This is a genomic window from Microcoleus sp. F4-D5, from assembly GCF_036704885.1.
Classification (GTDB): Bacteria; Cyanobacteriota; Cyanobacteriia; order Cyanobacteriales; family Microcoleaceae; genus Microcoleus.
Map to the genome: position 1 here is coordinate 1 of NZ_JAUBSX010000094.1, position 25,863 is coordinate 25,863.

Consider the following 25,863-nt stretch of genomic DNA (forward strand, 5'->3'; position numbering starts at 1 on the left):
GCGACCATTATTGATCGTCCGCTCTCTTAATCCTGGTGGTGTAACCTTTTGACACTGATTCAGCAAGCCCTATTTAGCTTAACTCTCGATCGAGCTTCCCAATCATCTACAAAGTCAGGCAGCGTTTGCGAGATAACGCTCCCAATCAGCGGCGGTAGCTATCTCAGGACTCAGCACAACGACTCTCGTCCGTCCGCTGCATTGGGGTTGTTATATTTCGCCTTCATTGCCTCAATGCTGATGCCCTTTCCTTCTCGGCAACTTGCAAATAACCTGACAGGTCGTTTTTGACCGAAAGCATCAAGGATACCCGCCACGCGATCGATCGGTCCAGAAATAAAAAACCTGTATCCGATGAAACTTGCCGAACGTATTTATCTCGCGCAAGTCAATGCTAAAATCTAAAATTTAAAATCTAAAATCTAAAATCTAAAATCTAAAATCGATTGACTTCATCAATCGGGACTTGCTTAATTCCTCTCTCCTACCGAACTCGGCTAACCACCTCATTGCCTCCGATTTCTCTCGAAATGGAGTTTATTTCTATTCCCTATTCCCTAATTTACACAAACATTTTTTGCAGCCAGCCTTTTTTGAATTGTTCGGTACGCTGAATCTGTTACCTCACTGCTTCGGTTTGGGTCATGGGGACAGGGGAGATTGATATATTTTTAAGCCTTGGATAAAGCGAAAATCTTTGAGGTTTAGGGTATAAAGGCTAATGTTATGGGTTAGGGCGGTGGCGGCAATCATGGCATCGGGAATTGTGAGTTTATGGCTTAGGGAATATTGCGCCATGAGTTGAATGAATTCCTCTGAGATGGGTCGATCGATGGGAATATTTTGAAGTAAGTCTAGGTGTTTTTGAATGCGGTTTAGTTCGTTTTTGTTGAGTGCGCCATAGTACAGTTCTGCTCTGGTGATAATGCTAATGGTTAAGTTCTGGATGCCGATTTGTCGTAGTTCTTGAATGATGGCGGTATTGTTTTTATAGAATTCGATGAGAATATTAGTGTCACACAAAATCATTGGTTTTCTTTGCCCCATGCGTCTTTGCGAATGTCGTCTAGAGTGATATTTTTTTCTTCCCAGATTCCGGCTAGCTCAAAAAAGGATTGTTCTTGATTGGAGTCATCTTTTTTGGGTTCTATCGTTTTAGTTTGGTTGGCTTGAAATTCTATAAATTCGATAAATTCAATAACTTTATTGCGTTGTTCGGGGGAAAAATGTTGGATTTTTTGGATTGCCATTTCTAGGGTTAACATGGGTTTCTCCTTAATTGTTTTTGGTACTATTTTAACGATTTACACAAACATCTTTTTTTGGGATCTACTAGCTTGTTGCATGGTGCGCGATCGAAGCGTGTCTATTTATTCTACCAATTTTCTGTATGTCAAGCTCTCGATCGAGATTCCGAATCATCTCCAAAGTCAGGCAACGTTTACGAGATAACGACCCCGTTCACCCGCTGCAGACAACCTCGCGAACCTAACGAAGAGAGTCTGTAGGTCGGTGTGCAACGGGATTGTTCGACCGTTCCTTACGATGCAATGTTTAATAAAGTCTATATACCTCTCAATCCCAGCAAGCGAGTTACAAAAATGTTGGTTTAGGAATTTTCAACAATATATTTTTCAAGTTGAAGAATTGCTTGATCGATCTCTGTGATAACTGCATCAACAGCATTTTTCTGTTCTTCTAGCGGTGCAAGCTGTTGAGCCAAAGCGCGGCGATCCGCATCACGCTTCGCAGTTTGAAGAGTTCGCGCAAGGCTGCCAAGACTACCACCACCTCTAACCTTAGAGCCTTGTTGACGAACTTTGTCGGTGTATTCTGCGCGAATCATTTTTTGTTGTTGGGTTAGTTGTCTTTTTACCAAAGCATATTCTTTCTTCTTGAGCTTCAGCGTTTTGATCTTTAGTTTAGCTTCTGGCAATGATTGAACTGAAATATTAAGTTCTTCTGGGGGGGGATTGTTGGATTTTTGGGTGCCATATTTTAGGGTTAACATTGCCATTTTTAGATTTGACATGGGTTTCTCCTTGGTTGGTTTTGGTACTATTTTAACGATTTACACAAACATCTTTTTTTGGGATCTACTAGCTTGTTGCATGGGTGCGCGATCGAAGCGTATCTATTTATTCTACCAATTTTCTGTAGGTCAAGCTCTCGATCGAGCTTCCGAATCATCTCCCAGGTCAAGCAGCGTTTGCGAGATAACGGTGCCCATCACCCGCCGCAGATAACCTTTGCATCATAACCGATCAACTTTTGGCGGTCGGCGTGCATGGGCGTTGTTATCCTGCTAGTAACGCTAACCACCTGGTTGTAGCCAACCTTTGATAGCCGACTTGACAACTTTGAGATATTTGTTTTCTAAAATGAACTCGTCGATTGCTGTTTCACCGCTTGCCTGGAGCGCACCTGCGACACGACGCTTAAAACTTGGAGTAGTTTCATCATTAACATAAGCAACTTTTTCTGACTCCGTTGCAGTTGGGTTCGTCTGCTCCAACTGATTCAAGATTTGCTGAAGTTCCTCGGCTGCTTCAGCAAGAGTCCTCCGCGACTCAGATAAATGGATATGCTGATTTGCCTGCTGTCGCGCATTGCCAGAAACTTCGTTTGCGAAATTAGCAACGTTTGCTCCGCGAAGGTCATTGCTGAATGATTCTGAGCTTGATTGACTTTCTGATGAAGAATTTTGCATTTGTGACTGTCTTATATTGATTAGGATAAAACTACTATAATCATTCTTGGCAGCGATCTGTTTTTCTTCTGGGGAGAAAGTCATTTCTTCGCCTAAAATCCCATCTTCCTCTAATTTCAATGACCAGCTAAGAACGACATCCCGTACAGCCTCTAGCACACCTTTTGCTTGTGATATATCAATATGTATTTGCATTTCAAACGGAATGTCATCGTACTCTCTTAAAACTTCTTCCAATGCTGGTGGCATGGTAATTAAAGAGGCGTTTTTATCCTTCAAACTTTCAACAAGTGTTTCTATTTCACTGATTGGTTGAAGAACAGGTTGTTTAGATATGAACTCGTGAATCTGAGAAGGAACTCTGACTGGTATCCATCCATGATAAGGATTACGTGCCTTTAAATCTCCAAACATGAAGCGATATTGAGGGAGATATGAGATCCCAGGATAGCCATTAAGTTCTTTTTCTACCCATTGCTGAAACTCCTGAATATTGAGTTTCCTTGCAACAACCAAAGCTTTTCTTAGTAGAACTAACACGGAGATTTGTGGATTAAGCGCATCTCTTTGTAGTTCCAAAACTAATGAACCCATAAAGCTTCGTTGACCTTGCTTCAAAAACTGCCTTTTTATTCTAACGTGTCATTTAAATTACTCTTTTGAATGGCCCTGCCGATAATTTTAAAGTGCTGCCCTAACCAATAGGCCAGCATCATAACTTATAATTATGTTGCAGTTGCGGTACAATACTGGATATAATCGAATCATACCGCAGCTTAATGATGTATGTCAACCCGTTCTTACTCCCCATTGGAATCTCCTTTCCTCGATCGAGTTCGCCGCACGATTTGACTCAATTACTTAAGCCGCCGCACTGAAAAAAGCTATCTTTATTAAATTTTAGATAAGAGAGCATTTAGAGTCGATCGCACACTTTCGGCGATCGCAAAAATCGAGACATTCATCACAACTTCTTCACGCACGAATAACTGTAACCGTTCGCCCCATTGGTGTCAGATGAATTTCAGTATTCAGTCGTTCTTCTAATTCGAGCGCATTCTCGCGTCGATCGAATATCACCAACCACCCTTCATCTTGTCCCAATCGAGCCAAATATCCATCTAACTGTTCCAACCCTTTACTCAACGGATCGACTTTCCGAGTGCGCCAAACCTTCAGTTCAATTCCCAATGTTACCTCACCATAACGCAAACATAAATCCATTCTGTCGCGTCCGATCGCATATTCCCTCTCCAACGTTCCCCCACCATTAATCACACGATGCAGAAACGCCATCAACACTAAATGCGGTGCTATTTCGGGATAAGAAGCACTTTTGAGTAACGGTTCGCCATGTTGCAACCAAAAGGCGAGAAACGCTTGCAGGAGTGCTTCTGGAATCAGTTCGCCGCGATCGTTCAACCAACTCGGACTAATAATCGGTAAACTATCTTGCGGCCCTTGGGCCAAAACTCGTGGCAACACTTCTCGATAAATCGGATTGGCGATGACTAAACCCCCGGCTGGATCTCGTTTGAGCAAGCCCAAATCTAGGAGATATTGGCGATCGTCATTAGAAGATTCTGGCAATTCTCGTCCGGCTAACATCGGCTCGATAATGGCTTTGACTCGGTTTTCTCTGAGTCGTTCTGCCAAGCTATCCAAATGCGTATCTTGCCGCTGTATTAAAATTTCTTTAGCTGATAAAATATGTTGTGGTGTAATTTCTATAGATTCATCTGTTACTAATTCTTCTACAATTTCCTTAGCTAAAGCATTCACTAACCAAGGTTGTCCCTGAGTCAGTTCAAAAGCTAAGGCTACGGCTTCAGGTGTAAAAACTTGTCCGGTATCTTGGGTATGTTGCGCGTAGAGTTCCGCGACTTCTTCTGCATTAAAATCTCTCAGAGTAATCGATCGCACTTTAATATTAAACGGACTGGATGTATGGAGCCGATCGCTTCCCCCCGCAGCCACTTTGTAATCGCGAACATCCCGCAAACCAATTAAACCCACCGATTGCGGAAACGCTTTCGGGCGATTGGGATAACCATCGCGCAGTTGTCGCAGGATAGAAATCAAAGCTTGGTCTTGCAATGCGTCAATTTCGTCGATAAAAATGACCAAAGGACGAGATGAAACTTGTGCCCAAGCTTGTAAAGCAGCCCGAATTTTCTGTCCCGATTGCATCGCTGTCCAGTCAGGCGGTTGCAGTTCGAGTGGGAGACGGACGGAAATGTTATCTCGCCAAGCACCGAGAATCGCCTCTTCTGCACCAGCGATGTCTTGACTGAAAGGTGCGCCCACTTCTACCGACAGCATCACAGCCGTGTATTGTCCGCTATTGGTGAGTTGTTTGGCTAGCGCCAGCATCGCGGTGGTTTTTCCCACTTGTCGGGGTGCGTGGATGACGAAATAGTTCTCCTGAGCAATCAGTCGTTCCAGGCTGGGAATGCGACGGGTAGCAGGAAGTACGTAGTGGATATCCTCGCGGCATGGGCCAGCAGTATTGAACCAACGTGGCATAGGTCAACTGGGGCGAATGGGGCTGCTCTCAGTTTAGTTTACGGTTGTTGGAATGGCGTTCTAGTTGTTAAGCGGGGGTTTGTACCGACTCTCGGTATCCGATGAAACTCTCTCAGAGCGAAAGTCGTGCTCGATTCTTGATTCATAGAACGGAAGAACCCCAACTGCCAACTGCCAAAGTTTCACTCTTCAACGCGATAGCCCAATTCGGCTAAACGAGTGCGCGACTGCCGCCACTTCGGCTGCACCTTTACAAATAACTCCAAATATACTTTGCCTTCAATTAACTTTTGAATCTGTTCTCGGGCCGCACTGCCGATCGACTTGAGCATACTGCCGCTTTTACCGATTAAAATGCCTTTTTGGGAATCGCGTTCGACGTGAATCGTCGCTAGAATCCTAGTAATTTTCGCTTCTTCTTGAACAATGTCGATCGCAATTGCTACCGAATGCGGCACTTCTTCCCGCGTCAGCAGCAAAATCTGTTCCCGAATCAATTCGCCCATAATAAAGCGTTCCGGCTGGTCAGTCACCAAATCTGGCGGATAATAATAAGGCCCAACCTCCAAATGTTCGATTAACAATTGTTGCAGCGGCTCGACACCCTCGCCCGTGAGAGCCGAAAATTTCACTACAGGCCACTCAGGATTGACAATTTGCTCGTAAGTTCGATCGATCAACACGCAATCCGACGGTTGTTCGTCCAACTTATTCATCCCCAAAATCACCGGAATGCCGATATTGCTAAGAATTTCGACAATATATCGATCGCCCCCTCCCGATTCCACCGAACCATCCACCACAAACAGCACCACATCCACCGACTGAATCGCTGTGCGGGCATTCTGCACCAAAACCTTGCCCAATTGGTGGTGCGGCTTGTGAATTCCGGGAGTATCTACAAAAATAATTTGTGCTTCAGGTGTCGTCAGGATGCCCCGCAGCCTGTTGCGAGTCGTCTGAGACACCGGCGAAGTAATTGCAATTTTCTGCCCCACCAACTGATTCATCAGCGTTGATTTTCCGACATTCGGGCGTCCGACAATACCCACAAAGCCGGATTTGTAACCCGCCGGAGCCACGGGAACACCCATAATGTCCGATACGTCGATAAATTTACTATCTTCCACTAAAATCACCTATTTTCAAGCCCCTTCTGTGTCTATTGTCGCCTGAAAATACTCAAACGCCCATCGATGCACTCTAGCATCTTTCTCGCTTTGGTATAGCCTGCAACACTCAAACCTCGATCGAGCCGCCAACCAGTGTTAAAACGTGATACGCGATCGGCAAAACTTGATATCTGAGACAAAATTTGATAAAGTTCCAATGACATCGATCGAAAATGAATTATTCTGGTAAAACCGACTCCCAAATGCTGTAACAACTTCAGATGTGTAAATGTTTAACTCAACTGAAACTTTTCTACAGTTTGTCAGGCAAACCAGTTGTAACATTTTTGAGAATGTTTGGTAATAAATTAGGTAGGTTAAACTCAAACTCAAAAGCTGAATATCATCAGGCGCTTTTTCAAGAAAAGCTAGTGTTTTGGAGCATACCTAATTAGTGCTAATCGTCATAAAGTTGAGGAGATGAATCAGATGAAATCGAAATTTTTTTGGAGTTTTTGCACCGTTTTGGTAGCAAGTCTGCCTGTTCCAGCATTCGCTCAAACCAGCCCTCCCACAAGCCCTCAAGCAGAGATTGACTACAAGGATGGCTCGATGAAATACCAGTTGGTACCGGGCAAAAGACCTGACAGAACCTTGCCCAAAGCCTTTGACTTTCCAATTATTACCAATGTTGCTACTGACACTAGCATCACCACAGATTACCTAATTACCGATCAGTTTCGTGCCCCATCGACTCGTTCAGAATACACCGCAGCTCTCACCGCCTGGTCACAATCAATCAGAGAATGTTTGGCAAAACAACCGCTCTTGATTCGTAAAAGTACCGGAAACCCGATTCGGATTAATGGCAGAGTAGGCACGATTGTCAGAAACGTAAATAACCGTGCAGTTTGCAAATAAACCAGCAATATCATGGTGGCTAAATTGACCGTAATTGTTGTAAGGGCGGGTTCGCCAATATCTCCAATCCCAGCATCAATACAGTAAACCCGTCACCGGGGCGATATTGGAGTCAATCGAGGCCACTTGATATAACTTCCGCTATCTAAAGATAAAAACTAGAGAGTGTTTTTGAACAAAAAGAGCAATAGGTTTTCTATTGCTCTTTTTGGTGGCGAAATTTCTATTAATATCTATTAGGACTTATATGATATCGGCTGGAACAAGATCGTATAAGAGGTTTGCAGTGAGGAATGCAAGTCCTGATCGAAGCTTGAGGACTTGCATTCCTCACTGCAAACAAGATAATTGCGCAGAAACCAGCTTTTTTCCAAAAAATCCCGTGGAACTCGAGGGATATGGATTCTGATACCTGGTTGATGAAAGTTTGTATGCGTCATTCCCGATTAAGTAGCGCAAAATTCATCTGTACTCAGCAAAATTTCTCCATAATCAGGAATCCAAGCCAGCCACTTTTCCTCCGAACATTCACACAACAGCCACGCTTCGTCAAAGCTGAATGCGGTTGGCGGATTGAACAATTTAACCCACATAGAAGGAGCCAATTTGGGTGCAGGTACGGCGCAGCCAAATTTTTCCCAGTCGCGGGCACTGGCGACGCTTCCTGACGTTGGTTGGGATTGCCAAGTACGAATATCTGTTTGCAGTTTCATAACAACTCCTTTTGAGCTAAGAGTCTGCACCAGGGCGGGGTTGCAACAACCCAAAGCGAAGACGCAGAAAAATCTATTATGTAGTCTATGCTACGGAATTTCCCAGGCAAATGTGTAACCTTGTAGCAAAAATTTACAATCGAGAGCAAAAAACGGGCTCAAAGCTGAAAAGGTCGATATTTTATTGTTGGGTTCGGCAACGATCGACTACCATAGCAAACAACATCTGATTTATTTCATAAATTCCGACATGAACCAAACTGCAAAATCCCAGTGGAAAACTCTAGACCGCTTTGTAGAAATCAACTCTCATTGGGTAAAACTAATCGCCGAACATCTCGAAACAACGGAAGGGCAAATAGTAGAATATTGGCGAGTAGAAAGAGCCGATTCAGTTGTAATCTTGACAATTCAAGCTGAAAAATTTCTGTTTCCCCCACTGATGTATCGCCCCGGTGTAGCAGAAGCAACCCTTGATTTTCCCGGCGGTCGCGTATCAGCCGAAGCCACGCCAGCAGATGAAGTTACAGCTATACTCAAGAAAGAATTAGGCGTGACAGAAAGTGCGATCGCCCGCATCCAACCGATTAACACCGTCGGCTGGGCAATAAACAGTTCCTTCTCCAATCAAAAACTTTACGGTTTTGTAGCACAATTGCACCCGACAGCAACAGTAAATCCCGAACTTATCGGTGCTGCATATCCTGTCACCCCAGACGGAATTCGCGACTTGCTCAAAAATTTAACTTGCCTCCAATGTCGAGCCTTACTGCTAGAATGGCAAAATCAAATCAATTTTAGATTTTAGATTTTAGATTTTAGATTTTAGATTGGGAATTGTTTTCCGAGGGTCGTCGATTTTAAGTTGCTAAAAACCCAAATTACCGAAACTAATCATGCCTGTCAATAATGAAGTTGCTGTCGAATGCCTCGACGTTACATATCGCCTCAACCGCAGGCATTTAGTAGACAAACTCAATTTCAAAGTGCTGCAAGGAGAAGTTTTAGTATTGCTGGGACGAAGCGGCAGCGGCAAAACTACTACCATGAAATTGATTAACAATTTACTAAAGCCAAGCAGCGGCGAAGTTCTTGTCATGGGAAAACCGACAACTCAGTGGAACCCAATTCAACTGCGCCGAAAAATTGGCTATGTGATTCAAGAAATCGGTTTATTTCCCCATTTTACCGTTGAGCAAAACGTCGGTTTAGTGCCGAAATTGGAAGGTTGGGAGGGCGATCGCATTCAATCTCGCGTCCGCAAACTGTTAGAATTAGTCAACCTCGACCCCAAGCACTTCGCCAAACGCTATCCCCATCAGTTATCCGGCGGACAGCGGCAGCGGGTAGGCGTCGCTAGAGCACTGGCGGCTGACCCTCCGATGCTGTTAATGGACGAACCGTTTGGTGCTTTAGACCCCATTACTCGCCTGGAATTGCAGCGGGAATTCAGTCAATTGCAGCAGCAACTGGGCAAAACAGTGATTTTTGTGACTCACGGCATTCAAGAAGCTTTTTTGTTAGGTTCTAGAATAGGTTTGATGCAAGACGGACGGTTGGTTGAATTGGCAACACCTCATGATTTTCTCAAATCTCAGCATCCAGAAGCTGGGGCATTTCTTGAATGTTTGCAATTACCCGGGACGAGGTAATAATATGATGTGCGATCGCATCTTTCGTTTATGGGTATGGGCGGGGCGGGTTTTTGAAGCTGATGGTTGGGAATTAAAGATATTGGTGAACCCGCCCCTACGAGATTTTTAATTATACCACAATTGCCAATTACCAAATGATAGAATTTTTAAATCGGTATGGCGCTGAGATAATTCAGCGCGCCAGCGAACACTTATATTTAGTAACTGTGGCAATTTTTATCGCTATTATTGTAGGAATTCCCCTCGGAATTTTAGCCACGAGAAAACCAAAATTGAAAAAGCCAATTTTGGGATTTGCTAATATTATGCAAACCATTCCCAGTTTAGCTTTGTTTGGCTTGCTAATTCCGGTACCTGTATTAGGTGGAATAGGCGATCGCACGGCAATTATCGCCCTCACTTTTTATTCTTTACTGCCAATTATCCGCAATACTTATACCGGTATTGTCGGCGTCGATCCGGCGATTGCGGAAGCCGGAAGAGGCATGGGAATGACTGATATGCAACTGTTATGGCAAGTCGAAATTCCCCTGGCACTGGGCGTGATTCTGTCGGGGGTGCGAGTTGCTGCGGTAATTGCGATCGGACTCGCTACAATTGCCGCTGCCATTGGCGCTGGCGGCTTGGGGGTGTTTATTTTTCGTGGCGTTGCTACAGTCAACAATCAGTTACTTTTAGCTGGGGCAATTCCGGCAGCTTTGATGGCATTGGCTGCGGATTTTGGGCTGGGTTTGGTAGAAGCCCGCCTCTCGAAAAGTACATTAAAAACTATTCATGAGGACTGAATTCCTCACTAGAAACAGTCAAGGTTCTGACTTTCTGCGAACCAGAATCATTCGCAGGATTTGCTATCAGATTGCGGATTTGATTTGAGCGTTCAATGTACTCTCGATCGCTCAAAACAGCTTTTGTTTCCTCCAGCAAAATAGGATGATCTGCTAAATCGATCCAAGAACGGCAACCGCCGTATTCAGGAATGTACGGAATTTCGCGGATTTCTGCAAGGCGATAAACCCGAAGCAATAAAATATAAATTGGCTGATTTTGTTTCCATTTCAGGCGGTCGCTGACAAATTTTTCATTCCAAATATGGTAAGGAAACAACGCAGTAATGGCCGGTTCCCAAGCTACCAAAAAAACATCGGTAATCTCCGCCCAACTGCCAATTTTCACAAATTCAGGATGCCAGCCTGATTCGACAGTTTTTACTTGATGTGCAAACTCCGGTTTTAATAAATCCGGCTGTTGGTGTTCAAAAGTTGGATATAATAAAACCTGTTTGTCACCAACATTAAACTGTCCGGCTTGTTCCCTAATCCCCCCTTTCCGCAACAGCATAATCGTTTTGCCTTGTTCCAAAGCATTAACTGCCACATTCCATTCTTTTAGCGCCCGAGTAGTTGATTTCATAAAAAATTAGTGGTGTTTTAAACATAGTAACAAAATCAGTATTTTCCAGCAAGTACAGCCTATTTTTCCTGGGACAATGAGATAGCTTGAGGGTGAATAGTGAAAATATAAATTAGGATTTAGGGTGTAGAAAAGCGACAATAGGGGATATCGGAAATTCAGATAACCCCGATAATTATGGGGAGTTGGCAAGCTGGGAAGCAAATGTGGGTGGGAATTGAGGATGCTGAAACTGTCAAAGCAATGCGCGGCGCTTTTGAGGCAGGCATTACCACTTTTGATAATGCTGAGGAATACGGAGAAGGGCATTCGGAACAAATTATCGGTCAATCACTTTCAGATGTGCGATCGCCAGTAGTTTATGCTAGCAAAGTTTTCGCCAACCACCTGAAACCAGATTTGTTAATCGAAGCGTGCGATCGATCGCTAAAAAACCTCAACACCGATTATATCGACCTTTACAAATCCACTGGCCCGCCGGCACTTGGAATTCGGAGTTAGTGCCAATTGCAGAAACAATGGATGCCCTGAACAAGTTAAAAGAACAGGGGAAAATTCGGGCGATCAGCGTTTCCAACTTCTCCCGCGCCCAAATAGAAGAAGCCGCCCTATACGGACGCATCTACAGCCTCCAACCGCCCTATTCTCTGTTTTGGCGCTGGGTAGAAAAAGATGCTATGTCCTATTGTGTGGACAATCATATCTCAATCCTTGCCTATTCATCTCTAGCTCAAGGAATATTGACAGGTAAATTCGGGCCAGAACACAAGTTTGAAGAAGGCGACCACCGCGCCAAAAATAAGCTGTTTATCAAAGAAAATTACGCCAGAGTGCAAACAGCATTAAATCAACTCAGGCCTATTGCCGATCGCCACCAGACAAGCTTGGGCAACTTAGCTTTAGCCTGGTTGATTTCCCAGCCGCAAACAAATGCAATTGTCAGCGCGCGACGGGAAGCAGCCGAAAATGCTAAAGCTGCTGAGGTAAAATTGACTCAAGAGGAATTAAAAGAGATTGACGCGATCGGGCGAACTGTCACCGATCGTTTAGACGATAACCCCGTCATGTGGAATTTCTAAAAGAGTTAATTCAGGACTAGCAAAACCTCTATATGTAGGGTGCGCGCCAATAGCGCACCTTACCCCTATAAGTAGCGCGTAAAACCCCTCTGAGAATAAGTTTTATAAATTTTATAGAGTCTGACAAGAGGTATAATATTTACTGCCTAGTGCAAATATTCAAAAACATAAAATCCCAAATCCCAAATCCCAAATCTCAAATCCCCAAATCTAAAATCTAAAATCTAAAATCTAAAATCGAATGAGTTACTGCCTAAACCCCAACTGTTCCAAGCCCCAAAACCCTCCCGCAGCCAAAATTTGCCGAAATTGCCGTTCAAAACTGCTGCTGCGCGATCGCTACCGGGCGATAAAGGCGATCGGACAAGGCGGTTTCGGCAGAACATTCCTCGCGGTTGACGAAGACAAACCCTCAAAACCCCGCTGCGTCATCAAACAGTTTTTACCCGCAGAAACCCAACTCATCCCCTCAGCAAGCAATCGCAACAGCAAAAAAGCAGCCGAACTTTTTGAACAAGAAGCAATGCGATTAGACGAATTGGGAAAACACCCTCAAATTCCCGAACTATTAGCCTATTCTATCCAAGACAGCAGACAATATGTAGTCCAAGAATTTATCGACGGACAAAATTTAGCACAAATTGTAGAAACAGAAGGCACATTTACAGAAAATCAAATTCTAGACTTACTCAATAGCTTATTACCCGTCCTTCACTTCATCCATTCCCACAACGTTATTCACCGAGACATCAAACCCGGAAACATCATCCGCCGCGCCGACAAACAATTAGTTTTAGTAGACTTTGGCGCTGCCAAAATTGCCACAGGTACAGCATTACTCAAAACAGGAACCAGCATCGGCAGCCCCGAATACATCGCCCCAGAACAAGCTAGAGGCAAAGCATTTTTTACCAGCGATTTGTACAGTTTAGGCGTAACTTGTTTGTATTTGCTAACTCAAGTTTCCCCTTTTGACCTGTTCGATCCTGGCGAGGATGCCTGGATATGGCGGCAGTATTTAGCGAATAATCCAGTCAGTGAAGAACTAGGAAAAATTTTAGACAAAATGATTGCAAATGCTACCAACCGCCGCTATCAAACGGCTGTTGAAGTATTAAAAGAAATTAATCCCCAAGTTGCGATCGATCTAGCAATCCCTCAAACAAGTTCCAAGTTAGTTAAACCCGGAAAAACTCCCGCCCAGCCGCAACAGCAAACCTATAACTGGCAATGTCTTCACACCCTCACAGGTCACAAAAACTTAATTTACTCTGTTGCTTTCAGCCCCAACGGAGAAGTTGTAGCCAGCGGCAGCGATGACAAAACAATCAAGCTGTGGCGAGTTGAAGACGGGCAAGAAATAGTTACTCTTACAGGTCATACTAACTCAGTTTATACAGTAGCTTTCAGCCCCGACGGCCTGATGCTAGCCAGCAGCAGCCACGACAAAACTGTCAAACTTTGGCGGATGAAAGATGGGCAAGAAATCCGGACTCTAAGAGGTCACAGTAACTCAGTTTACGGCGCAGCTTTCAGTCCCGATGGCGAAATTATTGCTAGCAGCAGTTGGGACCAAACAATCAAAATTTGGCGAGTCAAAGACGGGCAAGAAATTCGCACGCTTGCGGGTCACATCAATTTAGTTTATTTTGTTGCTTTTAGCCCTGATGGCGAAACTCTTGCTAGCAGCAGTTGGGACAGAACAGTCAAAATTTGGCGAGTTAAAGATGGGAAGCTAATTCGCACACTTACAGGTCATACAGACTCTGTTCGCTGCGTAGCTTTCAGTCCCAATGGAGAGTTTTTGGCTAGCGGCAGCCATGACAATACTATTAAAATTTGGTGGGTCAAAGATTGGCAAGAAGTTTTAACTATCGCAGGACATTCTTGGTATGTTGATTCTATTGCTTTTAGTCCAGATGGCGAGATTCTGGCTAGCAGCAGCAATCAAACTATCAAGATTTGGCGAGTGAAAGACGGCCAAGAACTTTGTAATATTGGGGGTCATAATAACTCGGTTTATTCTGTTAATTTTTGCCCGGAAGGAGAGTTTTTGGCTAGCGGCAGCAGTGACAAAACTATTAAGATTTGGCAGAATATGATGTTGGTTTAATTGCTATAATTAAAGTTGTAAATCATGATAAAGATTGTTACCAAAAGATTTCTGCTGCGTGACTTTGTAGATGCCGATCGCTCGCCATTCTTGGAGTATCAAGCCGATCCGCGCAACCAGATATTTTACGAACCCGATCGGTCTAGTCCCGACCGTGCCGCACGTCTATTCGAGATGTTTCAGGCATGGGCTGACGATCGCCCTCGACTCAATTACCAACTGGCGATCGTACAGCGACAGGAACCTTACGCCCTTGTCGGTTGCTGCGGACTGCGGGGAGAGTTGCGCGAAACTGGCGAGATGGAATTTGGTCTCGAACTGGCACCAGCCTATTGGGGGCGGTATGCCTACGCGATCGAGGTGGGGCGTGCGCTGCTCGACTTTGGGTTCACAGAACTCGATCTGAAGGCGATCTCCGGGTCTACCGTGAGTGCAAATACCCGGATCGCTCGGTTGGCCCAGTGGATAGGAGCAGAGGTGGTTGCTACCCGCCCGGGGTCATCATGGATGTCCGATCGCGGTTGGAGCGAGGTCGATTGGCGGATTGCACGGGCGCAATGGGAGCATCGTACTCGGCGGCACGGCCAATAATATAGCCTTTCTCAGATAGATCAGGTACAAGTTTAGATTTTAGATTTTAGATTTTAGATTTTAGATTGGGGGATTGGGGAATTGTTAATTAATTCGTGAATACCTCATTTTTCCGAGAACCGCTATATATGTTTGTTTTGTGAACGGTTTATGAACGAGACAGCAGCCAATCAAATCCGTCAGCAGGTGGAAGCTGTGTACCGATCCGAGTCGCGCCGCGTTTTAGCCACCCTGATCCGACTCCTGGGTGACTTCGATCGCGCCCAAGAGGCGATGCACGAAGCCTTCGCTGCGGCCCTAGCGCAATGGCCCCGTGACGGCATTCCCGCTAACCCGCGATCGTGGCTTGTATCTACGGGTCGCTTTAAAGCGATCGACACCATCCGCCGTCGCGCCCGCTTTGATACGCACTTGGCAGAACTCGCTCAACAACTCGATCCGAGTGACACCACAATCGAGGATGACGAGGACGTTGAGGACGATCGCCTGCGGTTGATTTTCACTTGCTGTCATCCGGCCCTGTCGCCAGAAGCTCAGGTGGCGTTGACGCTGCGGGAAGTCTGCGGACTCAGTACCGAGGAAATTGCCAGCGCCTTCCTGATTGCTCCCCCCACGTTGGCGCAGCGGATCGTCCGGGCCAAGGCGAAGATCCGCGACGCGCGCATTCCTTATCAAGTGCCGTCGATAACCGATTTGCCCGATCGATTGGACACCGTGCTTCAAACGATCTACCTGGTGTTTAACGAAGGGTACGCGGCCTCATCTGGCCGATCGCTGACGCGGGCCGATCTCGCTGAGGAAGCGATCCGTTTGGGACGGCTGGTAATGGAACTGTTGCCAGACTCCGAGGTAATTGGACTCCTGGCGCTGATGCTGCTGCAAGAATCGCGGCGCACCGCCCGCACTTCCTCCACAGGCGACCTCATCCTTCTCGAAGACCAAGATCGATCGCTCTGGAATCAAGCACAAATTTCTGAAGGCAGGTTACTGGTGCAGCAATCGCTATCATCGGGACGGTTTGGTTCGTACACGCTTCAGGCTGCGATTTCAGCGGTGCATTCAGAGGCCCAGAGTGCTGCTGCAACGGACTGGGCGCAGATTGTGGGCTTATACGACCTGCTCGTGCAATTAGAGCCGTCGCCCGTTGTTGCCTTGAATCGGGCGGTGGCAGTGGCAATGCGTGATGGCCCCTTAGCGGGACTGCAATCGATCGACGAAATATTAGCGCGCGGCGATTTGGCAGACTACCATCTGGCACACTCCGCGCGAGCCGATTTGTGTCGGCGGCTGGGCAGAACGGCTGATGCCAGAGAATCCTACCAAAAGGCGCTGGCGATCGTGAAACAGGAACCAGAGCGTCGTTTTCTCGAAAAACGCCTTCGCGAGTTAGGGTGAAAAAATTTTTTGCTCCCCTGTCGATTTGCAGCTTCGCCGAACGACTACTAAATGAAGGCGACTATCTCGGATCGAATTTTGGAGTAACGATGAAATACATATTGCTGATTTACAGCGACGAAAATGCCTGGACTGAAAGCGAGCGGCAGCAATGCTACGCCAAGTCTTTGCAGCTAACCCAAGAACTGCAAGCGAACGGTCAATATTTGGGTGCTTCGCCGCTGCACTCGATCGCCACAGCAACCAGTATTCGAGTGCGTGACGGCAAAAAACTTGTCACCGATGGGCCGTTTGCGGAGACGCGCGAACAACTCGGCGGCTACTTTCTGATCGATGCCAAGGATCTTGACGAAGCGATCGCGATCGCAGCACGCATACCAAGCGCCAGTAAAGGTACGGTTGAAATTCGCCCGATCGTGGAACTGTCGGGCTTGCCATCAGACCGGTAATTGCCGTCAATCGATTTTAGATTTTAGATTTTAGATTTTGGATTGACTTGCGCGAGATAAATGCTCTTTCTTGAGGATTTTCGATTTTCGATTTGGGATTGATTCCACGGATCGATCGCGTGGCGGGTACCACCTTTGAAATTCTTGGTCAATACCGCTCAACGCCAAGTTCCACATCCGCACTGACAAACTTTTTCAGAAAAAATGTTCAACTTGTCGATCGGGCGCACCTCTATTCGACTAGATGGTAGAGCAAGGGTTAGCAGTTTTCCATCTGCGCCCGGAAAACCAATCGACATCAATAAGGAGATACCACCATGACTGTGACAACCGAAACCACCAAAACACAAGACGAAGCCCAGATTCGACAAATCATCGCAGATACGGCCAGTGCCATCTGCGCCAAAGACCTCGATCGCATCATGGCGCACTACGCCCCAGATGTGATTATTTTCGATGCAATACCGCCGTTCCAAACCAAAGGTGCAGGTGAATTTCGACGGACGTGGGAGGCGTGCCTGCCTTGCTTCCCGGACTCCTTCGGGATTGAGATGCGAGACCTCAGCCTCACCGTGAGCGGTGATTTGGCGATCGCGCACTGGCTTTTTCACTTCACAGGGATGCCAAAAGATCACCCAGGGGCGCAGATGTGGATGCGAATCACCTCTGCGTGCCAGCGGAAACAGGGCCGATGGCAGATTGTGCACGAGCATTGCTCTGTCCCCTTCGATCCAGAAACGTCTCAAGCCGTTTTTACGACCGCACCTTAGCCCAGCTCAACAACCACAAACAACAGGAGATTTCACGATGAAAGTCATGGTTCTAGTCAAAGCTACCGAGGACTCAGAGGCAGGCGTCATGCCCAGCGAACAGCTTCTGACGGAAATGGGGCAGTACAACGAAGCATTGGTCAAGGCGGGAATTCTGCTCGCTGGCGAAGGGCTGCATCCCAGCTCAAAAGGAGCGCGGGTGACGTTTTCAGGCACAAATCGCAGCGTGATTGACGGGCCGTTCACAGAGACAAAAGAGCTGATTGCCGGATTCTGGATCTGGCAAGTGCAGTCGATGGAGGAAGCGATTGCCTGGGTCAAACGCTGCCCCAACCCGATGCCAGGAGAATCCGCGATCGAAATTCGCCCGATCTTTACAGCAGAGGACTTCGGCGAATCCTTGACGCCCGAACTCCGGGAACAGGAAGAACGTATTCGGGCGGGGGCAGAACAACTCCAGCGTTCTTGAGGGCATCAATACTGCCTAACTTTTCGTCCGGCCACCACATCATTTCCCGTGAATGGATTGCTCGATCGACTATTAACCAAAGGAGTACGTGATGCAATCGAATATTTATCTCTTTTTTGACGGTGAATGCGAAGCTGCATTTAAATTCTACGAACAGTGTTTAGGTGGCAAAATCGACGAGATGATGACCTATGGGGATGCGCCCATGTCTGAGGAAATTCCATCCGAACAGCGCGATCGAATCATGCACGCCAACTTAACTGTTGGTGAAATGGTATTGATGGGTTCTGACACTCCACCTGATGGCTTTCAAAAACCACAGGGATTCTCTGTGAATCTTCAATTTGACGATCGGGTTGAAGCGGAGCGGCTGTTTCAAAAATTGGCAGAAAACGGAACGGTAAAGATGCCATTTCAAGAGACCTTCTGGTCTACCCGTTTTGGAATGCTTGTCGATCGATTTGGCACACCGTGGATGATTAATGTCCAGCCAGCTACCTAACCCTTTCAAGTTTGCTCACAAGCCTTATCCTTCAATTGAAACATTAGCGAAAAATCGTTAATGTTTCACCTTGCAATCGAACTTAAAAAGGAGAAAACATGGCTACTCAAATTTTCGTGAATTTACCCGTCAAAAATCTCGCTCGGTCTGTCGAATTTTTTACTAAACTTGGATTCAGTTTTAACGCCCAGTTTACTGACGAAACTGCCACTTGTATGGTTGTGAGCGAAGACATCTTCGTCATGCTTTTGACAGAAGCCAAGTTCAAGGAATTTACACCCAACCCAATTTGCGATGCAACCAAGAGTACAGAAGTGCTGGTGTGCTTGTCTTCCGAGAGCCGAGAAGAAGTGGATCAAATGATTGGCAAGGCAGTTGCTGCTGGCGGAACGACCTACAATGAACCGAAAGACTACGGATTTATGTATAGTCATGGCTTTCAGGATTTAGATGGCCACATTTGGGAAACTGTATTCATGGAACCCAGTGCAGTCAATCAAGGTTAGGCATTTTCTATCTGCTTCCTGAAAACAATACAAAGCTCTTCTCAATGGGTCCAAGTTAGCGATCGCATTGAGAAGAGCGATCGAATATCCAAAAATCCAAAAAGGGTGCATCTCATATCATGTCCGGTCGAGCGACCGCGATTTTTGTAGGGGCGGGTTCACCCACAATACCTGCCAACAAAGGACAATCTCAAAAACCCGCCCCGACCGGGATATTATTGTTAATCGATCGGACATGATATCAGTTTGGCAAATCCCTGAAAAAATGGCTCAAATAAAAAATCTAGTAAAACTGTAAAAAAAAATGAGATCGAGAAAATGACACCCTCAGATAAACAGCAGCTAAAAGCATACTTAAAAGGGTAGCAGAAATTCTTTACTGAAATACAGATGAGTTTGGCGTACAACAATTGAGCTGATGAACCCTTACTACACTTTTAATAAACTCATTTTTTTCAATCCATCTGATTCACGACCTCCAAGGCTAACCCTAACACCTCGGCAATTTGCTCATCCTTTAATCCCAACTGTCGTAATTTACCAACCATTTCAATTTTAACTTGATTAGTGCCATCCTGGTAGTCAGGAGTCGCAGGCTGACTTTTATCTGGGGTAGGATTGGGTTGTTCTGAGCAACTATTGATATAGTTAATTGTGTTGCTATCCCAAAAATTAGTAGTGTTGCGATCGCCAAACTTTATATTCAGATTTAATTGCCGTTATAGAACAGATTCCAGATTACATTTATCAACTGGTTCGCCAAAAGCATCAGATAACATTTGCAAAAGCTCGTAACCTACATCATTAGGATGACCCGCCGTACAACCGTAAGTATCTACAATATCAGAATACTTTTGTCGATTCAGTATTCCCTCGATAATTTTACGCTGCAAGTCATTTAGATGTTTGCCTGTCTTCGCGCTAAGCACTTTATCTACAAATTGCAAGATATCGGCGGTGTTCATCAGTAGGGGTGTCAGAGAACTATAGTTAGTATACCCGACTTTTTCCGTCTTTTTCCGTCTTTTTCCGCCTTGCATCCAATTTTAGAAATACCCGTCTTTTTCCGTCTTTTTTCCTCTTTTCAATTTCGGGCGATCGGTCTACGATCTGGAAAAGGATAAAAATCAGCTTCGCTGGAAGAAGGGAGTGTACATCTAGTCCCAATCTCCAATAGCGACCGATGGTGCTTTACTAGGTTGCGAGTTGCGATCGCACTTCCAAATTATCTTATAGGTTTTGGGCGATCGTCAGTATTGCGAACAGAATTTCATCTACCAGTTTTCAGGCTTCTAATGTCTATCGCTCGGTCAGATAGGCAGGTTTTGCCGATATTATCCGATCTTTCCGACATTGGGGCAAATTTTTCTGGAAAAGTTCCGACTCACTCCGACTGAAAGGGCGATCGGGCTTAGGTTTTGATTAGGAAAGATTATTTGATATTTAGAAAGAAGGTGATGTTATGCTGCTTAAAAGTCTGGTAAGGGCTGTAGGCTTAGGAATGGTTTGCTTCATTTCGTCTGTTGTATTTGCTACTCCGGCAAGTGCAAGTTTGACTGTCTGTAATCGGGCAGGAGCGAAAGCTTTTGTCGCTATTAGTTATTATTCAGGTGGCCGTGTTTGGTCAAAAGGATGGCTGCAACTTAATCCTGGTAGTTGTGGTATAGCTTTTGCTGGCAGAGTATCTAACTCAGATATTGGAGTTCATGCACAGACTGTTAACGGAGTAGTTGAGTCAGGAGATGTAGAAAGATGCATTATCTGGGTTCAAGTTCAAGAATCTTGGACAATTCGTAATGCTGATAACCCAGAGCGTTGTAAAGGAACGGGGAGAGGAATGACGGGCTTCCGAGAGTTCAGGACTAATGACAGCCCTGACTACACCTATGAGGTTTTTGATTAGGGCAATGCTCACTTATTTGGAAGAGTATCGCACCTCGTTATCTATTCATTTCCTCAGCAGACAACAGGACAGGAGGGGGCTAGATGCGATCGCCCCTTACTTTTTTTATGGATAGGCGATCGATAAGGAGTGGGGATGCGCTCGCGAACGTGCCGGAGGTGATCGGCGACAATAAAAACTATTAGGTGTAAATCTGTTTTATTCAAAAGTAATAGATCGCTTTTAAGCTGTTAGAAGAGCATTCAATAGACCAAGAAGCTCATCGATCGGAGTAAGATAGCGGTCTTTGAGATCTATAGCAACTTCCAGATTGGGTGTCAGTGCCAAAAATCGCCAAACTTGGCCTGTAGTAACCGATCCGTAAACTGTTTTATCACCAATTTTAGGGTCGCGTCGGTTGACTAAAAAAGCCGCATACATAGTAGCAATACATTGAGCTAAACCATCATTAATATTTTCATTTTTCGCTTCAATTACCGTAACAATAGGAGCCTTAATTGCCAGCTTGTCAGAGTTAGCAGTGAGTAAAAAATCAACAAATCCATTCAAACCCAAACTGGGATCTGCCGTAAAATTTTTACCAGAAAATAAGGAAACATGAGGGTTAAAGGTGACAATTTCGCTTAAAATGGGAGCAATTAAATATTCAGAGCGAGCTTTTTCGGTGTTGATGGCAATAGCAAGCGGTGCAAATCGCTTTAAGGCTTCAGTCAAGAATGCGCTGGGAGCGATCGGCTCAAAATCAACCAATTTCTCAACAGTTATAATCTGACTAATTCCCAAAGGAATCAATTTGTCAAAGGAAGTGAAATCGCTGTAAGACATAGCATTAAAAATTTTAAATTCAAAATGTTTCTTCTATTTTAAGTCATCAGGTTGGCGATCGCACCTTGTCTTTTTTCACGGACAGGGCGATCGCACTTTTGGACTAGACTTTAAACAGGTGACTGGTAGCCATCATCACCAAAAATCAAATTTTAAACAGAAGTACGATCGCCCTTCCTCCACCTCTTCAACAACTCCGGCTTCACCAACCCTTGCGGAAAAAATATCGTTCCCAAAACTATCAACAACCCAAACACAATTAACCGCCCATCCCGCAGAAATTGCGCCAACCAAATCGGCAATCCCTGAATAGTCGCCATCCCCCTCAAAACCTCCGGCAAAGCAGTAAACACCATCCCCCCCAAAACTGCTCCCAGAAACGTTCTGCTACCACCAATCAACACAGAAGTCAAGTAAATAATACTAGCATCAAAAGTACCTTGACGGGCGTTCCAAGTATTCAAAAAATGAGCGCTAACTGCACCCACAACCCCAGCTAAAACAGCACCTAACGTGAAAGCCAAAACCTTATAAAAAGTTGGGTTAATGCCGATCGCATCAGCCGCCAACTCATCAGCGCGGATCGCGGCAAAAGCCCGCCCCACCCGAATCCGTTCCAGCCGATAGACAATCCCCATACTTACCAACAGTAAAGGTAGTACAATCCACAAATACTTGATCTCGATCGGCGTCACAAACGGTTGCGGAATCCCAAAAATGCCCACAGCCCCGCCAGTGATATCTAAATTCAGCGATAAAACCCGCAAAATTTCCACAAAAGCAATAGTTGCGATCGCCAAATAAATCCCACTCAACCGCAGCGCCGGAATTCCCACCAAAATCCCCAGCAACCCCGAAACAACCCCTGCAATTATCATCTCCACCAACAGCAATGGCAGAGGAAACAAACCCCCTGTCGGCTTAAACACCGTCGTAGATAAAATCGCCGCAATATACCCACCCAACGCATAAAAACCAGGGCTAGCCAGAGATAACTGTCCAGTCATTAGAGGCAAATATAGCGACATTCCCAACATTGCACCCAGCAACATCGAGACAATCAGAAACCCATAAGTAGTAAAAAATGCAGCCATGATTTTATTTTAAATAATAAACATATTTAAATACCAACTTCATCTCAAATTCAGTCCCATCATAATCATTCATTTCTCTCTTCTCTTTCTCTGCGTCCTCTGCGGTTAAATTATTCCGATATAATTAGTTTCTTTAGGGGGCAATCCCCCCGTGGTTGCCCCAATTTTAATCACCTAATTATCTATTTTACACCTTTTGAATCAAACGCCGTCCCAACAAACCCTGGGGTCTCACCAATAGCATAATAAACAATATAGCAAAAGCAACAGCATCCTTATAAGCCGAAAAATCTCCAGGTACAAAAGCCTCCACTAAACCAATGATAAACCCACCCAAAACCGCCCCAGGAATACTCCCCAACCCACCAAGCACAATCACCGCTAAACCCTTCAAACCAAAAGCAATACCAAAATACGGCCCAGCAATACTCACACTAGAACCCACCAAACTCCCCGCCAAACCCGCCAGAAAACTGCTCACAAAAAACGTCAACACAATGTATCTATCAGTATCAATACCCAATAAACTAGAAGTAGTAGCATCTTCAGCTACAGCCTGCATTGCTTTGCCAAACTTCGTGAAATTTATTAAGTAAGTTAAGCAAGCTACAATCGCAACTGACACCACAAAAATTACTATTTGAACAGTCCGAATCGGAATTGGTTTATCCGCAGTTCCGAAGTTAATTGCAGCAGGTAAATAGCCGTAAGTGTTAGCAGGAAAAGTGTAAATTTCTGCACCGACAAGATATTGGATAATATTGGCGATCGCAACTGCCACACCCAAACTAGAAACCACCGTCAGCAGAGGATCGGAGAGTCGGCGGCGCAAAGGCAGAAAAGCAATTCGTTCAACAATTACTCCCACCAAACCGGCCATGACACTTCCCAAAATTAACGCCACGGCAAAAGGCAACTGCACGGGAATTCGAGCATTAGACCACAACCCATTAAAACCGAAAGTACCTCCCATCAGCGCATAGGTGAAATAAGCACCTAAAGTAAATACTGCACCGTGAGCAAAATTAATAATTCCCAAAATAGAAAAGACCAGCGTGTATCCCAGCGCAAAAATAGCATACACGCTGCCGATCGACAAACCATTCAGAAATTGTTGCAAAAACAGAGTTAAGTCCATCACCAGTTAAGAAGTGAGTATCACACCAAAATCATTCAACAACAAATACGTCCGCCATTTTCCCTCTTCCCTCTTATTTCTTTGGTCTTCCTGACACCTGTTACATCCGTTACATCTGTTACAAAATCAGTTGGCGAACTTCCCTATCCCCTCATTTCAAAAACTCAAACTTACCATTATTGCCATCAGCCTCCATCTTAATGCGTGCCACATAAAACTCTTTCTGATTAATCTCACCTTCAGGCGTAAAAGAAATTTCCCCCAAAGGCGTATCGTATTTTCCACCCAACAACTGCTGATTCAAATTTGTACGCAACTCGGCCAAAGGCTTTTCGCTAACCTTCGACTTAGCATTAAGTGCCTTTAATGACTCAACAAAAACTTGTACGCCAGTAAAAGCCTGAGCGCTAAACTGAGGCGGTTCCTTCTTAAATTGAGCGCGATAAGCATCGCGAAAAGCCTTATTAACTTCATTTTCGTATTCCGGGCTGTAGGCTTGGGCAATCAAAACCCCATCGCAAAGAGCCTTGCAAACAGGAAATACATTAGAAGTATTCAGACCGTTGCCCCCAATGATAACGCCTTTGTAACCCAACTCCCGCAATTGCTTAATTAAATTGCCTCCATCGGCGGCCAACCCAGAAATAATGATTAAATCCGGCTTGACATTTATCCCATTAGTGGCTTGAGATTGGAAATCTGTATCAGTAGTCAAGAATTTTTGGACTGTTGCCAATTCCAGCCCCATATCTTTAACCGTTGTCTGAAAAGTTTCAGTCTCAGATTTGCTAAAAGCATCATTCTGAGCAAAGAACACTGCTACTTTCTTAATATTGGGGTTTTGCTTCAGTGCAGCTTTCACCGCATTAGGTGCTACTACGGCGACAGGCGCGGAGACTCTGGCAACATAATCGCCAATCTGGGGAATGCCTTTAGCGGTGTTGGAGGGTCCGAGTACGGGAACTTTTGCTCGATCGGCGATCGGATCGGCACTAAAAGCCTGCTGCGAGAGAGTTGGGCCCACAATCCCCACCACCTTATCCTGATTGATCAGAGTATTGAAAGCATTAATCGTCCCTTGTTCGTCTCCACCCGTATCTTGGAATACCAGTTTAATCGGCGTCCCATCCACACCGCCCTTATCGTTGAAATACTTCTCAGCAATTTTCGCCCCAGCCACCTGTTCTTGACCCAGTAAAGCCACATTGCTAGTTTGGGCCACCCCAATACCTATAGATATAGTTTTGGAACTCCCCCCAGGTGAACCCTCTGGCGAAGCACCGGGAGATGGCGAATTCGCCGGAGATGCTGTAGTAGAGGTTTGGGGAGTGTTCGTCTGACTGCAAGCCAGCAGCAGTGAAGTGCAGGTAATGAATAAGCCACTAGGGCGGGCTGTAGGTTTTTTCATGAGCGGGCGATCGAACATCTATATATAAAACAGCTACACGTAGAGATATTCTACCCATGCGCGGTAGATACTCCCCTCAAAAGTCCCATCTTGCCAAAAAAAAAGACCCCTTCCCGGAAAGAGGAGTCAGCCAGCGGAGGCAGGATCGGAAATCAGCAGGTCAAACCCTTGGTGTGTATAGGTTCAAAAAAAACTCAAAAATATTTTCACAAAACGCTTGACAACTCTGGGGAGAGTTGATACATTAATAAAGCGCCAGAAGGGAAGCGGTTCACTGAACCACGAACTAAAGGTGCGAAGAAAGGTAAAAAACTGAACCTAGAAAAAAGAATAGTTTGAAAGCTTAAAGCACTATTAACCTCGTCAAAAAAATCAAGATAGAGAGTAAAAGCGAGAGCTGATACTTAATATCGCAAACAACGAGAAAAAAGTCAAGGGAAAAAAACCAGCACTTGTGCTGAGTAGAAAGAACTTGATTAAAGCCAAAAAAAACAATCCAACACGGAGAGTTTGATCCTGGCTCAGGATGAACGCTGGCGGTCTGCTTAACACATGCAAGTCGAACGGAGTAGAA

General features: G+C 45.3%; 27 protein-coding genes, 1 rRNA gene and 1 pseudogene. 15 read left to right on the forward strand and 14 right to left on the reverse strand.

Annotated elements, in window-relative coordinates; all coding sequences use genetic code 11:
* Positions 1 to 642 precede the first annotated feature (642 nt).
* The 7 genes from QUA80_RS28870 to QUA80_RS28900 form a co-directional block, all read right to left on the reverse strand.
* Positions 643 to 1,029 carry a type II toxin-antitoxin system VapC family toxin gene (locus QUA80_RS28870; RefSeq protein ID WP_333428404.1) on the reverse strand — a complete coding sequence of 129 codons (387 nt, stop codon included), beginning with the start codon at positions 1,027 to 1,029 and terminating at the stop codon, positions 643 to 645.
* A complete protein-coding gene (locus QUA80_RS28875; RefSeq protein ID WP_333428405.1) occupies positions 1,026 to 1,265 on the reverse strand; it encodes a DUF2281 domain-containing protein in 240 nt (79 codons plus the stop codon). Before QUA80_RS28875 ends, QUA80_RS28870 begins: the two co-directional genes overlap by 4 nt.
* Before the next feature lie 344 nt (positions 1,266 to 1,609).
* Positions 1,610 to 2,032, reverse strand: a complete 423-nt coding sequence (locus tag QUA80_RS28880) for a hypothetical protein (RefSeq protein WP_333428406.1) — start codon at positions 2,030 to 2,032, stop codon at positions 1,610 to 1,612.
* A gap of 282 nt (positions 2,033 to 2,314) precedes the next feature.
* Entirely contained in the window at positions 2,315 to 3,304 is a 990-nt protein-coding gene (locus QUA80_RS28885; RefSeq protein WP_333428407.1) for an AbiTii domain-containing protein, read from the reverse strand.
* Positions 3,305 to 3,685: 381 nt separating this feature from the next.
* Positions 3,686 to 5,236, reverse strand: coding sequence for an AAA-like domain-containing protein (locus QUA80_RS28890; RefSeq protein WP_333428408.1), 1,551 nt, complete (start codon positions 5,234 to 5,236; stop codon positions 3,686 to 3,688).
* Between the two features lie 182 nt (positions 5,237 to 5,418).
* Positions 5,419 to 6,330, reverse strand: a complete 912-nt coding sequence (gene era / locus QUA80_RS28895) for a GTPase Era (protein ID WP_333428429.1) — start codon at positions 6,328 to 6,330, stop codon at positions 5,419 to 5,421.
* 68 nt (positions 6,331 to 6,398) lie between these two features.
* Positions 6,399 to 6,572 carry a hypothetical protein gene (locus tag QUA80_RS28900; RefSeq protein ID WP_333428409.1) on the reverse strand — a complete coding sequence of 58 codons (174 nt, stop codon included), beginning with the start codon at positions 6,570 to 6,572 and terminating at the stop codon, positions 6,399 to 6,401.
* A 265-nt stretch (positions 6,573 to 6,837) separates the two neighbouring features.
* Here QUA80_RS28900 and QUA80_RS28905 point away from each other — a divergent pair, with 265 nt between their 5' ends.
* Positions 6,838 to 7,269 (forward strand): hypothetical protein, encoded by a 432-nt coding sequence (locus QUA80_RS28905; protein ID WP_333428410.1) that lies wholly within the window; start codon positions 6,838 to 6,840, stop codon positions 7,267 to 7,269.
* A gap of 446 nt (positions 7,270 to 7,715) precedes the next feature.
* Here QUA80_RS28905 and QUA80_RS28910 read toward each other — a convergent pair whose 3' ends face one another.
* Positions 7,716 to 7,982, reverse strand: a complete 267-nt coding sequence (locus QUA80_RS28910) for a hypothetical protein (protein WP_333428411.1) — start codon at positions 7,980 to 7,982, stop codon at positions 7,716 to 7,718.
* Positions 7,983 to 8,232: 250 nt separating this feature from the next.
* On the opposite strand from QUA80_RS28910, the gene QUA80_RS28915 reads away from it, so the two are divergent.
* The 3 genes from QUA80_RS28915 to QUA80_RS28925 all read left to right on the forward strand — a co-directional run bounded on the left by QUA80_RS28915 (position 8,233) and on the right by QUA80_RS28925 (position 10,422).
* Positions 8,233 to 8,790: an NUDIX hydrolase gene (locus QUA80_RS28915; protein ID WP_333428412.1), complete on the forward strand. Its 558-nt coding sequence runs from the start codon at positions 8,233 to 8,235 to the stop codon at positions 8,788 to 8,790.
* An 88-nt stretch (positions 8,791 to 8,878) separates the two neighbouring features.
* Positions 8,879 to 9,634 (forward strand): ATP-binding cassette domain-containing protein, encoded by a 756-nt coding sequence (locus tag QUA80_RS28920; RefSeq protein WP_333428413.1) that lies wholly within the window; start codon positions 8,879 to 8,881, stop codon positions 9,632 to 9,634.
* Positions 9,635 to 9,771: 137 nt separating this feature from the next.
* Positions 9,772 to 10,422 carry an ABC transporter permease gene (locus QUA80_RS28925; RefSeq protein WP_333428414.1) on the forward strand — a complete coding sequence of 217 codons (651 nt, stop codon included), beginning with the start codon at positions 9,772 to 9,774 and terminating at the stop codon, positions 10,420 to 10,422.
* On the opposite strand, the gene QUA80_RS28930 is transcribed toward QUA80_RS28925, so the two are convergent.
* Complete coding sequence (locus tag QUA80_RS28930) at positions 10,406 to 11,047, reverse strand: DUF1802 family protein (protein ID WP_333428415.1); 642 nt, start codon at positions 11,045 to 11,047, stop codon at positions 10,406 to 10,408. The two genes, QUA80_RS28925 and QUA80_RS28930, sit on opposite strands and share 17 nt — an antisense overlap.
* Positions 11,048 to 11,251: 204 nt before the next feature.
* On the opposite strand from QUA80_RS28930, the pseudogene QUA80_RS28935 reads away from it, so the two are divergent.
* The 9 genes and pseudogenes from QUA80_RS28935 (at position 11,252) to QUA80_RS28975 (ending at position 18,921) form a co-directional block, all read left to right on the forward strand.
* A pseudogene (locus QUA80_RS28935) lies at positions 11,252 to 12,126 on the forward strand (aldo/keto reductase).
* A gap of 241 nt (positions 12,127 to 12,367) precedes the next feature.
* The gene (locus QUA80_RS28940) at positions 12,368 to 14,239 is read left to right on the forward strand and encodes a serine/threonine-protein kinase (RefSeq protein ID WP_333428416.1); all 1,872 of its coding nucleotides are present in this window, start codon (positions 12,368 to 12,370) and stop codon (positions 14,237 to 14,239) included.
* A gap of 24 nt (positions 14,240 to 14,263) precedes the next feature.
* Positions 14,264 to 14,830: a GNAT family N-acetyltransferase gene (locus QUA80_RS28945; RefSeq protein ID WP_333428417.1), complete on the forward strand. Its 567-nt coding sequence runs from the start codon at positions 14,264 to 14,266 to the stop codon at positions 14,828 to 14,830.
* A 150-nt stretch (positions 14,831 to 14,980) separates the two neighbouring features.
* Complete coding sequence (locus tag QUA80_RS28950; protein WP_333428418.1) at positions 14,981 to 16,225, forward strand: RNA polymerase sigma factor; 1,245 nt, start codon at positions 14,981 to 14,983, stop codon at positions 16,223 to 16,225.
* An 89-nt stretch (positions 16,226 to 16,314) separates the two neighbouring features.
* A complete protein-coding gene (locus tag QUA80_RS28955) occupies positions 16,315 to 16,674 on the forward strand; it encodes a YciI family protein (RefSeq protein ID WP_333428419.1) in 360 nt (119 codons plus the stop codon).
* Between the two features lie 317 nt (positions 16,675 to 16,991).
* Entirely contained in the window at positions 16,992 to 17,444 is a 453-nt protein-coding gene (locus tag QUA80_RS28960; RefSeq protein ID WP_333428420.1) for a nuclear transport factor 2 family protein, read from the forward strand.
* A 37-nt stretch (positions 17,445 to 17,481) separates the two neighbouring features.
* On the forward strand, positions 17,482 to 17,913 hold the full coding sequence (locus QUA80_RS28965) for a YciI family protein (RefSeq protein WP_333428421.1): 432 nt from the start codon (positions 17,482 to 17,484) through the stop codon (positions 17,911 to 17,913).
* A gap of 91 nt (positions 17,914 to 18,004) precedes the next feature.
* Entirely contained in the window at positions 18,005 to 18,415 is a 411-nt protein-coding gene (locus QUA80_RS28970; RefSeq protein ID WP_333428422.1) for a VOC family protein, read from the forward strand.
* A 98-nt stretch (positions 18,416 to 18,513) separates the two neighbouring features.
* Complete coding sequence (locus tag QUA80_RS28975; protein WP_333428423.1) at positions 18,514 to 18,921, forward strand: VOC family protein; 408 nt, start codon at positions 18,514 to 18,516, stop codon at positions 18,919 to 18,921.
* Positions 18,922 to 19,640: 719 nt separating this feature from the next.
* Here QUA80_RS28975 and QUA80_RS28980 read toward each other — a convergent pair.
* The gene (locus tag QUA80_RS28980; protein WP_333428424.1) at positions 19,641 to 19,961 is read right to left on the reverse strand and encodes a hypothetical protein; all 321 of its coding nucleotides are present in this window, start codon (positions 19,959 to 19,961) and stop codon (positions 19,641 to 19,643) included.
* Between the two features lie 461 nt (positions 19,962 to 20,422).
* Between QUA80_RS28980 and QUA80_RS28985 the strand changes: the two genes are divergently transcribed.
* Complete coding sequence (locus QUA80_RS28985) at positions 20,423 to 20,824, forward strand: DUF1036 domain-containing protein (protein ID WP_333428425.1); 402 nt, start codon at positions 20,423 to 20,425, stop codon at positions 20,822 to 20,824.
* Positions 20,825 to 21,046: 222 nt separating this feature from the next.
* On the opposite strand, the gene QUA80_RS28990 is transcribed toward QUA80_RS28985, so the two are convergent.
* From QUA80_RS28990 to QUA80_RS29005, 4 genes are all read right to left on the reverse strand, one after another.
* On the reverse strand, positions 21,047 to 21,649 hold the full coding sequence (locus QUA80_RS28990; RefSeq protein ID WP_333428426.1) for a hypothetical protein: 603 nt from the start codon (positions 21,647 to 21,649) through the stop codon (positions 21,047 to 21,049).
* Between the two features lie 152 nt (positions 21,650 to 21,801).
* Entirely contained in the window at positions 21,802 to 22,743 is a 942-nt protein-coding gene (locus QUA80_RS28995; protein ID WP_333428427.1) for a branched-chain amino acid ABC transporter permease, read from the reverse strand.
* Between the two features lie 187 nt (positions 22,744 to 22,930).
* Entirely contained in the window at positions 22,931 to 23,881 is a 951-nt protein-coding gene (locus QUA80_RS29000; protein WP_333428430.1) for a branched-chain amino acid ABC transporter permease, read from the reverse strand.
* Positions 23,882 to 24,032: 151 nt separating this feature from the next.
* Positions 24,033 to 25,289 (reverse strand): ABC transporter substrate-binding protein, encoded by a 1,257-nt coding sequence (locus tag QUA80_RS29005; RefSeq protein WP_333428428.1) that lies wholly within the window; start codon positions 25,287 to 25,289, stop codon positions 24,033 to 24,035.
* 498 nt (positions 25,290 to 25,787) lie between these two features.
* On the opposite strand from QUA80_RS29005, the gene QUA80_RS29010 reads away from it, so the two are divergent.
* Positions 25,788 to 25,863 (forward strand): 16S ribosomal RNA (locus QUA80_RS29010); the annotation flags it as partial.